Raw genomic sequence first — 15,616 nt, 5'->3', positions numbered from 1 at the left:
GAATGTATGGAAACTGTTTCCGTTACCATTGATGGTAAAGTTTATCGCATGGCTTGTGACAAAGGACAAGAACGTCGTCTTATTGCGCTTGCTGCTCAATTAGATCAATATATCACACATTTAAAGAACAATTTTGGTGAAATTGGCGACCATCGTTTATCGGTTATGGCTGGCATAATGATTATTGATGAAATGGAAGAAATAAAACGAGAAAATAAAAAATTACAAGAAGACTACAATGCTCTTTTACGACTCCACAACGAAAGAGACCGCACCATGGGAAAAATTATGCGTGACACCACCCAACGCATTGAAAATCTCACCAACCAATTGCTCAAAGATGATCAAAACAGCACAAACATTCAAGAACAAGAACAGGAAGATTTCTAAAAAGTACATCAGCGCATAATAAACCAGAGACTTGACTTGTCCGCCACATCTCACAGGATAAAAATTCTTAAACCCACACCAGTCTGTAAACAGTCTGGTTTCTTATAGGAAGGATTCCAGCTACTCACCACTTATGGGATTAACTTAAAACTCAACAAGAAAGCCCGACCCTGAATCTTTCATCTCCGCACAAACACTTCCTATATCAAAGAGGCAACCTTATATCACCACACTTCAAATGAGATGTCTTTAACAGTGCAACAAGATAACAAAACCAACATCATTGTAAAAAAATCATATAAATGACAACAGCAACAAACAAATAAAGCATCCTTCGAAAAAAAGAACTCTATTCATGTTTCCTCTGAATGCATACCATAAAGTCCTTGTCCTTAGATAAGGTCAAGCAGATTCAAAATATATTTAAAAAATAACCTTATCTATTATCCCGTAAAACACCGCCATTTGATAATATAAGCACCATGGAGTCTTTGCACCTAGAATGTCCATCAGATAAAACCCACCTAGAAGAACCGTATCATTTATAAACCAGCGTGAACTTTAGTATTTTCATCCTTTAGAGCAGGAAAAAAGCCAAACCCGAAGATTATGTTAATCTGCGACAACTTCAAACATCATAAACGACAATAATAGCTCTTGAAAACATCCTCTACCACCATCTTTATCCTTATAACAAACAATTCATCCATACCTTTCTCCCCACCCCTCAAAATCTCCACGCTTAATAAAAGAGCAAACCGGCACCATCACTATAACCGGCCTCCAATATTGCGACAGCCCCCTTGGCCCTTAAAACGATTCATAAGAGGGACACCTTTCTTGTACAGTTTTTACCCACAAGAGCCCCGCTTGTGACGTACAAGCAATAGTTATGATTGACAAAACATAAACAAATTTAAAGTTAAGAGAACTTTGCGGTATTCAGGGTTTTAATTCAATATAAAGAACGCTATGTTATCATTATAAATCAATATGTTGCAAACGCGCCGACAAAGCATATTTTTAAAACACATTCACCCATCAATTTTTCTCATAACATACCATCATGATTTTTTAGGCACACAATTCTAATTTTATTCAATTCTGTTTGCAAAAGTTTAAAATGAGAACAATTTCAAGGCTCTCATTCAAAAAGAAAAAGAATGAATTCTCATTATCAATGAACATCTTTCTCGTATAAACAGCAATAAAGCAATCCCCACTATGCCTACCTCAATGAAATAAAAGAGGGGGGCTTCCATTCAATGCCCTACCGTAAAAGCAGCTTCTTCAGAACTAAAACAAAATCAACAGACAACATCACCGCATCTGCTCCCATCACCAAACCTTATAACCTAACGCAACACCTTGCTATCTTTACAATGGGAGGTAAAAGAATAATAGGTCTATGGAAGCATTCACAAAAAACGCACACCCGTTGTTTTTAAAGCCTGTTTAAAGGCGCATAAAAAAACATCATGCATAAACGGCTCAAATCCCTTTCGTTCCATCTTGAGAGACAGAAGCAATACGCAAGAGATTTGTCGCTCCAGGCGTTCCAAGGGGAACCCCAGCTGTCACAAGAAAGCGATCTCCCCCTTTGCAAAAGCCTTCCTGAAATGCAATGGCTGCTGCACGATCAACCATATCCTCTAAACTCCGTGCATCTTGCGTGACCACACAATGAAGCCCCCAAACTAAAGCCAAACGCCGTGCTGTTTCCACAATGGGCGATAAAGCAATAATCGGTCTATTAGGGCGTTCACGAGAGGCACGCACCCCCGTTGTTCCGGAAGCCGTATAGGCAACGATAGCTGATAGCGCAAGTGTTTCAGCAATCTGACGCGCAGCAAGAGAAATCGCATCCGTTCCTGTTGATTCTGGTGCTGGATGTTGTGCCCCAACCTGAGCGGCATAAGTGTGATCTTGTTCGATTTGCCGCGCGATTCGGTCCATCATAAGCACAGCTTCTTCAGGATAGCGACCAGAAGCAGATTCAGCAGACAACATCACCGCATCTGTTCCTGCATAAACTGCTGTAGCAACATCCGACACTTCTGCGCGTGTCGGAACAGAAGATGTGATCATTGATTCGAGCATTTGTGTTGCCACCACAACAGGCTTCCCTGCTAAACGACAAGCTTTTATGAGCTCCATCTGAAGTGCAGGAACCCTTTCCAAAGGCATTTCCACTCCAAGATCACCCCGTGCAATCATAATACCATCGGATACATCAATAATTTTCTCTATATGCTCTAAGGCTTGAGGCTTTTCGATTTTAGCCATCAAAGACACCTTGCTTTTCGTCAACCGACGCACCGCCATAATATCTTCTGGACGTTGAATAAAAGAAAGAGCAACCCAATCAACAGGCTGCTGTAAAAGAGCCTGAAGATCCTCCTTATCTTTTGACGTCATCGAATCAAAAGGCAAAATTGTATCGGGAAAACTGACACCCTTTCGATCAGAAATACGTGTTCCAGCAACCACGCGACATTGTACAGAATGACCATCACAAACTTGCGCACGCAGTTCCAGTTTTCCGTCATCAATTAATAACCGATCCCCTGGTTTAACAGCCGAAAATACATCCTCATGAGGGAAAAAAACACGCTGTGCATCACCTAACACATCGCGATTATCTAACGTAAAGCTTTGCCCAACACGCAAATCTTCTTGACCCTTAGTAAAACGACCCACACGCAGTTTTGGCCCCTGAAGATCCACTAAAATACCAATGGGTCGCCGAACTGTTTTTTCAACTTCTCGTATAGACTTGACCAAATCACCCATCATATCACGGTCAGTATGGCTCATATTAAGACGAAAAACATCTGCTCCTGCCCTAAAAAGCTTCTCAATCATTTCACTGGAAAAAGAAGAAGGACCAAGAGTCGCAATAATTTTCACTTTACGTGCACGTTTCACGGTGGAGAATTTCCTGAAAGAGAAGGGACAACTGAATTGTTTAACAAAGACTCATCCGTCAACTGTATCATCCAACTGGTTTGATTTCCGGTATCGATTTCTTTAAATTCAGCCTTTTGATATCCTCGAGGGAAACAATCATGAACCCCTTGAATGGTAAATTGGCTATCTTGCACACACATGGTTACAGAGCCTGCCCAATTCCCTTTTTTTTGTGCCCCTTCCGCATAAAAATAATAAAACCGTGAAGCAAGAGGCCCTTCAATTAAGGTTTTACACTCCGTCACGGGTACCGTCCACCAGCCTTCGCTCACCCACCCTGAAAATGTACGATATCCAAGAGCAACCCCTACAGACTGTTGGGTTGTATTACAAACCCTAAAGTCAGCTTTTGCAAAAACAACAAGGGAAAACAAGAGCAAAATGCTCAAGAGAAAAACCTTCAATCCTTTCTGAAACACCCAATATCGTTTTTTTAAAATCACAAAACTTCCTCTATAATGTCAAATTCTCAAAAGAAATTACACACTTCTTTTTCAAAAGCTTTTCAAGTCTAAAACGTATATTTTTATATTTTTCTTTTTATAGCCCTTTTATCAATGCATATATCTTAAAAATTTTACAAAATATTTAAAGTCAATTTGTAAAAAAACAGTGTAGCTTGATTTGCTTTTTGTTTTTCAAGCTTTTTCAACATAAATTCGTCGTCGAAAAACAACTTAGAATATATAACTTGGAGAAAAATACAATGAACGATACAGTAACCGATCAAACACACGCCATATCCGTAAACCAATTACGCTCTTTTATCGAACGTATTGAACGACTAGAAGAAGAGAAAAAAACCATTTCTGATGATATTAAAGACGTTTACACTGAACTTAAAGGCTCTGGTTTTGATAGTAAAGCCGTTCGCAGCATTATACGGTTGCGTAAAAAAGAAGAGCATGAACGAATGGAAGAAGAAGCAATCATTGAGCTTTATAAAAATGCGCTTGGTATGAGTTAAAGCTATTGATAAAATTGGAAAATTTCTTAAGAAAAGAAAATGCAAAAAAACAAATGAATGTATAAAAATTTCACCCAATAATAAGCTGTTTGTGTAACTTGTAACGAGACTATCGGTCACAAAATACACAATATTGCAACAGCCCTCACATTAAAAGGATTTATACAGAGCATTTTTATCCCTCTCCTCCAATCATTTTTATCCACACAACCCCTCACTTGTACGCCAATCCAATTTGTGATGTGCAAGAGAGGTAATTTTTATGATTAAACATCAATAGATTTGAAATGAGAAAGTCTTACGATATTAAGGACTCTCTTCCTTCAAATTGAAGAAATGAATTATGATGATAAATCAATTCATTATCTACAAAAAGAAACATATAAAGTGGTCAGCAGTTGAAATCCGCTAAATGAGAGTCTGAACTGTTTACAAAAGAAGAGCTGGTTAAGGATCTTTATCTTTTAGGATAGGCAGAAATTCGGCATATTTACACATTTGATAAAAAGCCCCTTGATAGAACTTTTAATAAAACTTTATTCGAATCTATTAACGGACTCATACAGATCATTGATTCGAGAGGTTAGAATGTGGTCTCTCCATTTTCCAGAAATCATCAAATAGTCTTTGGCATAGCCTTCTTTTTCAAAATGAAGGCGCTTTAATAAACGTTCGCTTTTTATGTTCTCAGGTCTATAATTTGCCATCACTCTATGCAGATGATAAACATAAAAGATATGGCGTATTAGAGCCGATAAACTCTCAAACATGAGACCTTTGCCTTGTTGTTTTTCATCAAGAGAAAAACCAAGATGACAGGCTTGAAAAACACCCCGAACCACATTTGTAAAATTCACAACACCGATAATTGTGTTTTCATTTTTTAATCGTACAGCATATCGGTATGCTTGTCCTTGTGCATTTTCATAAGCAAATGCATTGGCTCGTGTTTCCCAAGCTGTTAGGCTGTGGTAACCATCAGATCTAACAGGTTCAAAAGGACGCAGATGATTCGCATTACGGAGGTAATAAGAAGACAGTTCAGCTGCATCTTCTAAACCGATCAATGTGGAAATTGTTCGCTTTGTTTTAATTGCCATCATTTTCTCCTCCTAGAAATGTTACAATAACACGTTGATTTATCCTAACAAATCATCACTTTTGAACTTAAATCATAATGTCAAATAAAATAAGCTTTCCTCATCACAACACTTCTTACGTTAGAATCAATGAGGATCATTTACTTTTCCGTCATAAGCGGGGGTGGTATGTTTAAAGCATAAGGTAAAGACAAGGAAATGTTTTTTACGAATGCTCTCAAGTTCCAAGGAGCGCTGTAGCAACATTGGGGACTGGCAAAGTGTGTAATGGAACTGGTATACTTCCATATACAAAATTTTGAAAAAACTCACGGCAAAGATAGTTTTGTTTCTTTGCCTTGTAAACTCAGATCATGCTTATTGTGCGCTATCATATCACTGCCCACATACAAAACCCAATGACCATCACCTTGAAAAGCTATATGTTACAGTGGGATTTAAAAAGTTTCTGCCATGACTCATCAACAACACTGTTCCCGCTAAATCAGCCACAAACTCTTGTAACAAATCCAAGAAAAGTGATAATGCAATACAAATCTTTTAAAATGTTTTAGACATTACCGTGAACACGCTTCCATTTCTTCGCGTAAAATTTCAAGTTCTAACCATTCTTCTTCTTTTTGTGTGCAAGTATTTTTCTTTTTTTCCAACGCTGTTGATAAACGCTCAAAACGCTCTTTATCACTGCGATAAAGGGCTGGATCAGAGAGCTCTTGTTCAATTTTTTTGATTTCGTCCTGCAAAACAGCAATTTCTTCAGGCAATTTTTCCAATGCATAAACCTGCTTATAAGACAATTTACCTCGTGTTTTTTTCTCCCGCCCTATCAAGCCATGATCTGTTGATGTGTCCTGCTTTGAAAGCTCTCCCACATGAGATTTTGAAGATGCATTACGCTGCGATAATTCTGTTTTTTTGCGTTGTAAACTCAGAGCATGCTGGTTTTGCGCCATCATATCACTATAACCGCCCGCATACAAAACCCACTGACCATCACCTTGAGGTGCCAACATATGCGTTACAGTACGATCTAAAAAGTCTCTGTCATGGCTAACCAACAATACTGTTCCCGCAAAATCAGCAATAAATTCTTGCAACAAATCCAAAGTTTCCATATCCAAATCATTGGTCGGTTCATCAAGAATCAAAAAGTTTGCAGGACGTGAAAGAAGTCGTGCAAGCATGAGGCGTGCTCTTTCTCCCCCGGAAAATTCTTTAAGGGGAGTGCGTGCTTGTTCAGGTGAAAATAAAAAGTCTTTCATATAAGAAACGACATGCCGCTCTTGTCCATTGATCACAAGAGTGTCACCTCTTCCTCCCGTTAAATAATGCGCTAAAGTTTCTTCTTCATTTAAAATACGTTGCTGATCAAGCAATGCCATAGAGAGGTTATAGCCATGCCTCACCGTTCCACTATCCACGGCTTCTTGCCCAATTAATGCAGAAATGAGAGTTGTCTTTCCGATTCCATTGGGTCCTACCAAACCGATCCGATCACCACGCTGAATGCGCAAAGAGAAATCTTTCACGATAATGCGATCACCATAGGATTTTGAAATTTTCTTTGCTTCAAGCACCAATTGCCCAGAATCATGACTTTTCGCTGCTGTCAAAAGTGCATTTCCCGGCTGCCCTTTATAGGTTTGATGACGCTGTCTTAAGTTTTTTAATTCGCCTAAGCGCCGTACATTACGCTTACGCCGTGCGCTCACACCATAACGCAACCATTGCTCTTCACGAGCAATTTGGCGCCCCAATTTATGCTGTTCGATGGCTTCTTCTTCCAGTGCTTTATCACGCCAATTTTCAAACTCAGAAAAACGCTTTTCCAGTCTTTTGGTTGTGCCACGATCAAGCCATACCGTTGACCGCGTAACATTTTCTAAAAATCGCCGATCATGGGAAATCACCACCATCGCTGAACGCAAAGAACACAAAACAGCTTCCAGCCATTCAATGGTTGGTAAATCAAGATGGTTGGTTGGTTCATCTAAGAACAAAATATCGGGTTTTGCAGCAATGGCCCGTAACAACGAAACACGTCGCTTTTCGCCTCCCGAAAGCGTTTCCAATTTTTCCGCCCCCGAAAACCCTAAATTTGTGCGAAGCGTATTGATCCACTGGACATCAGATGTACTGTCCAGCCCCGCTTCCATATAAGCGTTAATATCTTCAAATCCTGAACAATCCGGATTTTGTGAGACATAACGGAGCGTTACTCGCGGGTGGCGAAAAATTTCGCCACCATGAGGTTCTAATATTCCTGCGGCAATTTTTAATAAGGTCGATTTTCCACAACCATTACGGCCGACCAGCGCAATACGCGCCCCCTGCTCAACCGATAAAGAAGCTTGATTGAGCAAAGGCGTTTTTCCAAAATTTAAGAAAATGCGGTCAAGCCGCAGAAGCGGCACCGCCATTAACGAACGCGGCGCGGACAAGGTGCTTTATACATCACCCCTCTTGCATCACGGTAAGCACATAATTGTCGTACAGGGACTCTTTGTGCACAAGGTGCTTGGTAAACATGCCCTCTACGACCACGATACGTGCACAATTGTGATGCCTGTCTTTGTTGTTTTCTTTGATTTGCAGCTGCACCTGTTACTGTTCCAGCCAAAGCACCAAATGCTGCACCGGTAAGTGCTGCTCCAGGAGTACTTCCAGCAATAGCAGTTCCAGCCAAAGCACCAATTGCTGCTCCTCCTACGCCGTAACGTGCAACGCGTTCATCGTTTGTGGTACAAGCAACTGAACTGAAACCAATGGCTGAAACAACAGCCACTTTAAAAATTGATTTTAGCATATCAAAACCTTTCCTTCTCAAGATCAATACATAATATATCGTTTATGTCGGCACTTAATCACTAGGCCCCCCCCTGCCTTATTCAAAATATTATTGGAAGAGCTTTATGGAATAGGCACAGACGCTAACAATATAGCTTTTCCAGAACCTAAATGGCAAGAAAAGGTTCCACAAATACGGTTAGAAAGTGTTAAAGAAGAGCCAAATGACACATTTTTGTCACAAATTGGCCATTTTACCCCTTTAAGAGTTAAGCCTTTTAAATCAGAAAAACCGATAATACTAAACAAACATCCCTTAGGCAAATCATACGAACAGGGTTTTGACAAAACCGGCCAGCCTTCTTCCAAACCGCTTGTCAACAACACTGAAATGCCCCTTTCAGCCATCATTAACGCTTGCGTCATATGAGAAAGGCTATGATCACTTCGCTCACCTCCCAAAGCACCGCACAAAATAAGCTTTTTAGCGCCATTTTGCAGCGCTCTTTCACAAGCCAGAGCACTATCTGTCATATCTTTATCAGAGGGAAAAACTTCACGCGGAACATGACTATATTTGCGTATTAAATTCTCATCTGACGAATCAAAATCGCCTAACCACAACTCAGGCGACACATTAAGCGCTGCCGCATGACGCATACCACCATCAGCAGCAATCACCCGACTGTTTTGAATTTGATTAAGCAAACGATCAGTGATATGAACATCTCCATTTAATAATATCGTAAATGTTGTCATGCCATACTTTGCCTTTCACAAAATTTCCTTTACAGCGCATCCTTTTATAAGTGAGAGTCATTTTTTATAAACAAAAAGCGTGATATAGCCCAACGAATCCTTATCCCTAATGTCTTTCTTAAAGAAACATACGATACAAAGATACAAAAGATACAAATGCAATTTGCCAAATTACTCCGCAGAAATAATGTGCACCATGGTCCAACGCACCCCATTTTTCAACGCAATTTTCTTTTTCACTCGTGCCTGTATAAAGCCACTCTCATAAGTTTAACGTTTCTCCTTTCGGCTTGTCATACGCCCCTCTCTCAAAATGATAAGCTTTCTTCCACTTCTTCTAAAACAATCAAACGTACCAACAATCACAATATCTATGTCACATTAAGCGCTTTGCAACACCCGCGTATTTTGCAAATGTATGGCGGCGCTTATTATAATGCAAAACTTGAACACCTTTTAGCAAAGATTGTCCGTAAACTGACAGTTGCATCCCATAGTTCTCATCAAAACTATTCTGTAACAATTTTAAACTCAGAAAGTATTAACGCATTTGCGCTCCCCAATGGCGCAATCTACATCACTCGTGGTATGCTGGCATTAGCCAATGATTCTTCAGAAGTTGCAGCCATTTTAGCCCATGAGATAGCACATATTAGAGCCAATCATGGCATTTTACGCCTGCAAAAAGAAGCCCAATTAAAGATGGCAAATCACATATCTTCACATCTTCTTTCTTCTATTGGCAAAAAACTTCATAACCCTGTGCAAAACAAGCAACAACTCGCGCAATTTTCCCGCAATCAAGAGCTGGAAGCTGATTCCCTTGCACTTGAAATGCTCCAACAAGCAGGATATGATCCATTTGCTTCACCGCGCTTTCTTCAAACAATGGAAGCCTATAGTGCTTTGCGTAATATCTCCGGCACCCAAAATGCTTCTCTAGATTTTCTAGCTTCTCACCCAACCACCCCTCAACGCATTCGGCTTGCGATAGAAAAGGCGCGTAAAATCAGTAAAGGGAATAGTAAAACAACCGATCGCGATTCTTTTCTCAAAAGCATTGATGGCATGATTTTTGGAGGAGGGTTTTATACAGGTTTTGTACGAGGTAACCAATTTATTCACCCACAGTTGCGCATAGCTTTTTCTGTTCCAAATAATTTTACAATAGAACATTCAGCACACACTGTTTGGGCCAGTGGACCAGATAAAATTGCGATTCGTTTTGATGCTATTCCGCATCCTACTGGAATATCTGCGAGTGATTATTTGAAAAGCGGCTGGATTATCGGGCTAGACCAATCATCTATCCGCCCCATCACAATTCAAAGTCTCCCCAGTCAAGAGTTTACGCGTCAAGGATTCCAAAGCCAAAGTTTACTTGGAGCACGAGCCCATGCTACCAATGAGCAATGGCAATTTGATGTAGTTGTCATTCCATTCAACAACCATATCTTTCGTTTTCTGACAGCCGCCCCACATAATTCTCAAAATTTTGTAGAGGTTGCCCAAAAAACGCTACAAAGCTTTCATTCTCTTTCATCTTCACAATTAAAAAAATTGAAGCCCTTAAAAATCCGTGTTGTCCGCGTTAAACAAGGAGAAAACGTTGCAAACCTAGCCAATAAAATGCAACACACACCAGATAAAGAAAAACTCTTTCGCATCCTCAACGCCCTCTCACCAACACAAACTTTACCCGCAGGTACAAAAGTGAAAATTATTACAGAATAAGCCTTTTTCTCATCTTCTACAGCTTTGATTCTTTTCTATCTGTATCATGTCCTCCCCCTTAAAGCATATTCGAAAATAAAGAGAAACACTTTAAAATCCAACTTCATCATGCTTTTATAAGGTCTCCGTTTGATACATATTTCCTACCAACCAACATCACCCCCAATCTTCCTCTGTTCATCAATAGCACCAAAAGCATCCCCAAGGAGGCATATTCCTAAACAAATCTGGACATCCCCTAAAACTGACTTCATCGTATCCTCATATACCCCCTTACTTATACGTTCTCTTTCCTCCATCCCCCCCCAAAGCCTTTCACTGCTTATATATCGTAAGCATCTTCTGAATGAACCGTAAGAAGAGCAGAACGCAACTTTTGCAAAGCCCTAGCTTCAATTTGACGCACGCGCTCTTTCGAGATTCCTAACTTTTCACCCAAAACTTCAAGAGTCGCACCCTCTTCATTTAAGCGACGAAAGCGAATAATTTCCAACTCCCGTTCATTGAGAATTTGCAACGCATCGTAAAGCCATTGTGTACGCCTTTGACCATCAATGACTTGCTCAATTAAAGCATCAGGAAGAGGACTATCATCCACCAAAACATCCATCTTAGCAATGGGATTATCACTGTTCTCAGAAACAGAAACACTCAAGGAATTATCAGAACTGGAAAAACGAAAATCCATCGTTTCAACATCGCGCACGGAAACGCCAAGCTTTTCAGCGATTGTGCGAAAGATATCCTGTTTTGACAAAGCACTATCATCTTGTATCAGTTTTGCACGCAACCGCCGAAGATTAAAGAAAAGTGCTTTTTGCGAAGAACTCGTTCCCCCTCGAACAATTGACCAATTTCGCAAAATATAATCTTGAATAGAAGCGCGTATCCACCACGTTGCATACGTTGAAAAACGCACTTCCCGATCAGGTTCAAAACGTGCAGCTGCTTCCAATAGTCCCACATACCCTTCTTGTACCAAATCCCCCAATGGCATTTTGAAACGTTTAAAGCGGTTAGCAATAGCAATCACTAAACGCATATGAGCCGCTGCAATTTGATGCATGGCATCATCATCACGTTTGTCTTTCCACCGCAGAGCCAAATCATGCTCTTTTTGCCGTTCAAGATAAGGCGCTTGCATAGCAGAACGCATCATATTACGTCCTAAGCTTTTGTCTGCATCGCTATAATTTTTGCTGCTTTTATAAACAGCATTTGAAAGATTACCCATAATAACCCCTTGCGATTAAAATTATCAAAATTGATTTGGCAACGACATCATTGTTCTTTGCTTAAAAAGAACGCAAAAGTTGTTAACTTCTGTACCCACTACTTTAACGTGTATTTTTATAATCGCAATTGTTTTTTTTGACTGTCATGGTAAAAATTCTTGTCATAAGACACAATTTCACCTGCAAAATGCCTTTACAATATGCCTTTTAGCCTATGAAATATTTGAAAAAACTTTCTCTTCACTTTTCATGACAAAACAACAAAAAAAATAAAATGATCATGTAAAACAAAAGCTGTTTTTTGATAACCGGTTCTGTTTCCTTTTAAATTGAAGAATTTATTTATGCTTTCATCCTTACAATACAACCAATAAGTGTAATTTGCAAATATAAAGCATCAAAACTGAATGAAAACTGAATAAAAAAAAAGAATCATCCAAGTTTTAAAGACGCAAAAAGAAACAGCAAAAAACGACAAGAGTGATTGAAGCAAACGCAACAAACGTGTTAAAGAAAGAGAAGCATTATGAAATTGTCGCAAAAAGCTTTTGACCAATTTCGCACTGAGAAAGAAAATGATCATGGATAGCAAGATTGTTCAACAGGATGAAATTCTTCAAGATGATATTCTCATTGAAAAACACGGAAGGGGTAAATTTGAAGGTTTTCGTTTTTATGCCAACAAAAACAGTAGCGATCAAATAGCTGAGAAGCAAATTTCAACAGAGAATGAAAATTTGATTCTTGCTTTTTCCAAACGCGCAACACGTTTTTGTGCTTGTGCAAATGGAGATTTTACCCTCAGTTCTGATGGAATTGTGCGCTGGATTGGTCAACCCGTAGGACAGCTTGTAGCAACAGAAGATTTTTTCAAACCAAAACTGATTGTTTTAGCAGATGAACAACTCACTGGAGAATCCCGCAATAACGTTGTGAAGCGATTAGAACGCTTTGTCACCTTTCATTTTGAAACGACTTTAAAACCCCTGTTTGATTTGCGTAATGCTGATAGTTTAACGGATTCAACAAACAGTCTTGCTTTACAACTTTTTAACTCTTTAGGGATTTTACCACGCCGCGAAGTCTTAGACATTGTCAAAGAACTTGCGCAAGAATCACGTGCCGTGCTTCGGCGTCTAGGCGTACGTTTTGGCGCTTTTCACATCTATGTTGCCGGAATGCTTAAACCTGCTCCGGTTCAAGCCATTACTCTCCTGTGGAATCTTCAAAATGCGGAACAAGATCAAACTGGTGTGGGTGAAATTTTGTCAGCATTATCTGCTGGTCGAACCTCTTTGATTGTTGACCCTACCTATAACCGCCAATTTTATCAATTAGCCGGCTACCGAATCTTAGGACAACGTGCTGTAAGGATTGATATTTTAGAACGTCTCGCCAATCTCATCCGCCCCGCACTTCATTGGAAACAAGGAAATGATCCCAAACCCGATGGCGCCTATGATGGCAAAAGTTTTTTTGTTACACCAACCATGATGTCCATTCTTGGGGCCAATGGAAACGATATGGAAGAAATCCTCAAAGGACTTGGTTATCAATCGTACAGCATAAGCAATACTGTTTTTGAACAAAATCTCCTTGCACACCAAGCCTCTTCCTCTGTCAATGGAACAATGCAAGATGTTCCTGCAGCAGAATGCGTTGGCAGTCAATGGAAAACAATAAGCGATTCAGAAACAACACGAGAAGAAAAAAATACCTCATACCCAAATACTTTATCCTCTGGTATTGAAAAATATCCCCATAAAACCAATCATTTACCGGCAGCTGAACCTGTTGGGAATTTTGCCCCCCCCCCTCTCCCTACACAAGAAGATAAAGTTATTTTACTATGGCATTATAGACATCAATTTCACCACCACGCACAAAAAAAACGTGATAAATTAGGAAATAAGTGGCAAAATAAATCGAAGAGCGCTGTAAAAAAAGCGGAACACACAAATGAAAATTCCCCTCAAGAAGCTCCATCACAAACAAAACGCTCTCATAAGTTCCACAAATCCCAAGGCAAACATGCAAATCATAAGCCTTTTCAAAAAGAAAAGCGCTTTAATCCTGATTCACCTTTTGCGAAACTAGCTATACTACGCGATCAACTCACCAATCATAAAAACACGCATACACTTTCCTCTAAAGAGAATTAAAGTAACAAATGGAGTTTGATCTTGACCCACGTAGTAACCGACAACTGCATTCACTGCAAATATACGGATTGCGTTGAAGTCTGCCCTGTTGATTGTTTTTACGAAGGGGAAAACATGCTTGTTATTCACCCCGACGAATGCATCGATTGTGGTGTTTGTGTGCCAGAATGCCCAGCAGAAGCAATTTTACCTGATACAGAACCAGGATTAGAAAAGTGGTTAGAACTTAATCTTCATTATGCAAACAAATGGCCTAATATAACCACCCAAAAAGATCCTCTTCCTCAAGCAAAAGAAATGGATGGCGTTCCAAATAAATTAGAAAAGTATTTTTCAGAAAATCCAGGAAGCGGCGAAGACTAATGATACAGTGCGAACCCTCCTCCTTCAACAATTGAAAGACTTCCCTTTTAAAAATAAAAAAATCCTTAAGCGAAATGATTGATTCTTTGGAAGTTTGATGTTAGTGTTATTTTAACATGATCATCTTTCTAAGTATTTTTCTTTGCTTTTTATAGTAAAGCGGTGTATTTTTTTTGGATTTAAAAGTACTCGGCTTTTATGCTCACTTAATTGGTACAATATACTTGGTTAAAGAAAACTCAACCCTCAGGTTTATAACCTGTTTTCCGATACATTTGTTGATCATAAGGGAGTAAACTAAAATATGGCATCCCAACATGGAGCGTCTTCCAAGACCAAAGAATTTGCAACCTCTGAATATATCGTCTACCCTACGCATGGAGTAGGACAAATTATAGCGATTGAAGATCAAGAAGTTGCAGGACATAAATTAAAACTTTTTGTCATTCATTTCGCGAAAGATAAGATGGATGTCAAAGTCCCCATTGCAAAAGCCCTTTCCGTTGGAATGCGTAAATTATCTGCTAGTGACTCTGTCGAACGCGCCTTAAAAGTTTTACGTGGAAAAGCACGCGTTAAACGAACCATGTGGTCACGTCGTGCGCAAGAATATGATGCTAAAATCAACTCAGGAGATCTTATTTGTATCGCCGAAGTGGTCCGTGATCTTTTTCGCTCTAATCTACAGCCTGAACAATCTTACTCTGAGCGCCAACTTTATACAGCTGCTCTTGAAAGAATGGCCCGCGAAATTGCAGTTATTAATAGTCTTTCTGAAACAGAAGCTATCAATCTCATAGAGATGCATCTCTCCAACAAGCCAAAATGCGAATTTAAAACTGAGAGAGAAGAAACAGATGAAAACAGTAAAGCTGTCTACGCTGCATAACACACTCTTTCATCATAATGAGATATTTTGATAAAACCAGCTTTTCGCTGGTTTTATTTTTTTAATATCCTCTCTGCCCTTAAGGACAAAATTTCTTAACCAGCGCCAATCTATAAACAATCTAACTTTTCGACAAATCCCTCCTCCTCATTTTCTTGCTTCATAGATAAAAAATTGATTAATCATCATAATCTAGCATTATTCATATTAAATTAGAATCTTGAATATCGTAAGATTTCTCATTTCAAATTTCTCTCATG

General features: G+C 39.4%; 14 protein-coding genes. 6 read left to right on the top strand and 8 right to left on the bottom strand.

The window, feature by feature from the left end; genetic code table 11:
• Positions 1-6: 6 nt before the first annotated feature.
• The gene (locus ACFIJR_RS03295) at positions 7-390 is read left to right on the top strand and encodes a cell division protein ZapA (RefSeq protein WP_375626578.1); all 384 of its coding nucleotides are present in this window, start codon (positions 7-9) and stop codon (positions 388-390) included.
• A 1,491-nt stretch (positions 391-1,881) separates the two neighbouring features.
• Here ACFIJR_RS03295 and pyk read toward each other — a convergent pair.
• Positions 1,882-3,318: a pyruvate kinase gene (gene pyk, locus ACFIJR_RS03290; protein WP_375626580.1), complete on the bottom strand. Its 1,437-nt coding sequence runs from the start codon at positions 3,316-3,318 to the stop codon at positions 1,882-1,884.
• Positions 3,315-3,803, bottom strand: coding sequence for a DUF1036 domain-containing protein (locus ACFIJR_RS03285; protein ID WP_375625243.1), 489 nt, complete (start codon positions 3,801-3,803; stop codon positions 3,315-3,317). The genes pyk and ACFIJR_RS03285 overlap by 4 nt, the downstream gene beginning before the upstream one ends.
• 263 nt (positions 3,804-4,066) lie before the next feature.
• On the opposite strand from ACFIJR_RS03285, the gene ACFIJR_RS03280 reads away from it, so the two are divergent.
• Positions 4,067-4,327 (top strand): DUF2312 domain-containing protein, encoded by a 261-nt coding sequence (locus ACFIJR_RS03280; protein WP_039760779.1) that lies wholly within the window; start codon positions 4,067-4,069, stop codon positions 4,325-4,327.
• A 536-nt stretch (positions 4,328-4,863) separates the two neighbouring features.
• Here the strand turns inward: ACFIJR_RS03280 and rimJ are convergent.
• From rimJ to ACFIJR_RS03260, 4 genes are all read right to left on the bottom strand, one after another.
• The gene (rimJ, locus tag ACFIJR_RS03275) at positions 4,864-5,427 is read right to left on the bottom strand and encodes a ribosomal protein S5-alanine N-acetyltransferase (RefSeq protein ID WP_375653692.1); all 564 of its coding nucleotides are present in this window, start codon (positions 5,425-5,427) and stop codon (positions 4,864-4,866) included.
• 557 nt (positions 5,428-5,984) lie between these two features.
• Positions 5,985-7,847, bottom strand: coding sequence for an ABC-F family ATP-binding cassette domain-containing protein (locus ACFIJR_RS03270; RefSeq protein WP_375653690.1), 1,863 nt, complete (start codon positions 7,845-7,847; stop codon positions 5,985-5,987).
• A complete protein-coding gene (locus ACFIJR_RS03265; protein WP_375625241.1) occupies positions 7,847-8,233 on the bottom strand; it encodes a hypothetical protein in 387 nt (128 codons plus the stop codon). Before ACFIJR_RS03265 ends, ACFIJR_RS03270 begins: the two co-directional genes overlap by 1 nt.
• 104 nt (positions 8,234-8,337) lie before the next feature.
• The gene (locus ACFIJR_RS03260) at positions 8,338-8,973 is read right to left on the bottom strand and encodes a thiamine diphosphokinase (RefSeq protein WP_375625240.1); all 636 of its coding nucleotides are present in this window, start codon (positions 8,971-8,973) and stop codon (positions 8,338-8,340) included.
• A gap of 156 nt (positions 8,974-9,129) precedes the next feature.
• Between ACFIJR_RS03260 and ACFIJR_RS03255 the strand changes: the two genes are divergently transcribed.
• Positions 9,130-10,707, top strand: coding sequence for a M48 family metalloprotease (locus ACFIJR_RS03255; RefSeq protein ID WP_375648183.1), 1,578 nt, complete (start codon positions 9,130-9,132; stop codon positions 10,705-10,707).
• A gap of 143 nt (positions 10,708-10,850) precedes the next feature.
• Here the strand turns inward: ACFIJR_RS03255 and ACFIJR_RS03250 are convergent, their stop codons facing one another.
• Together ACFIJR_RS03250 and ACFIJR_RS03245 are read right to left on the bottom strand one after the other, a co-directional pair.
• Positions 10,851-11,006 carry a hypothetical protein gene (locus ACFIJR_RS03250; protein WP_375653586.1) on the bottom strand — a complete coding sequence of 52 codons (156 nt, stop codon included), beginning with the start codon at positions 11,004-11,006 and terminating at the stop codon, positions 10,851-10,853.
• Positions 11,007-11,029: 23 nt separating this feature from the next.
• Positions 11,030-11,941 carry an RNA polymerase factor sigma-32 gene (locus tag ACFIJR_RS03245; protein WP_015856975.1) on the bottom strand — a complete coding sequence of 304 codons (912 nt, stop codon included), beginning with the start codon at positions 11,939-11,941 and terminating at the stop codon, positions 11,030-11,032.
• Positions 11,942-12,523: 582 nt separating this feature from the next.
• Between ACFIJR_RS03245 and ACFIJR_RS03240 the strand changes: the two genes are divergently transcribed.
• The 3 genes from ACFIJR_RS03240 (at position 12,524) to ACFIJR_RS03230 (ending at position 15,356) form a co-directional block, all read left to right on the top strand.
• On the top strand, positions 12,524-14,104 hold the full coding sequence (locus ACFIJR_RS03240; protein WP_375653585.1) for a hypothetical protein: 1,581 nt from the start codon (positions 12,524-12,526) through the stop codon (positions 14,102-14,104).
• Between the two features lie 21 nt (positions 14,105-14,125).
• Positions 14,126-14,467, top strand: a complete 342-nt coding sequence (gene fdxA / locus ACFIJR_RS03235; RefSeq protein WP_375648180.1) for a ferredoxin FdxA — start codon at positions 14,126-14,128, stop codon at positions 14,465-14,467.
• Positions 14,468-14,771: 304 nt separating this feature from the next.
• Entirely contained in the window at positions 14,772-15,356 is a 585-nt protein-coding gene (locus ACFIJR_RS03230; RefSeq protein ID WP_375626593.1) for a CarD family transcriptional regulator, read from the top strand.
• The last annotated feature ends 260 nt before the right edge of the window (positions 15,357-15,616 follow it).

It is taken from the genome of Bartonella sp. OD88NMGDW, assembly GCF_042193775.1.
Taxonomy (GTDB): domain Bacteria; phylum Pseudomonadota; class Alphaproteobacteria; order Rhizobiales; family Rhizobiaceae; genus Bartonella; species Bartonella grahamii.
Note: the sequence above shows the minus strand (reverse complement) of the source record. Positions and strands in the feature narration are given on the sequence as shown.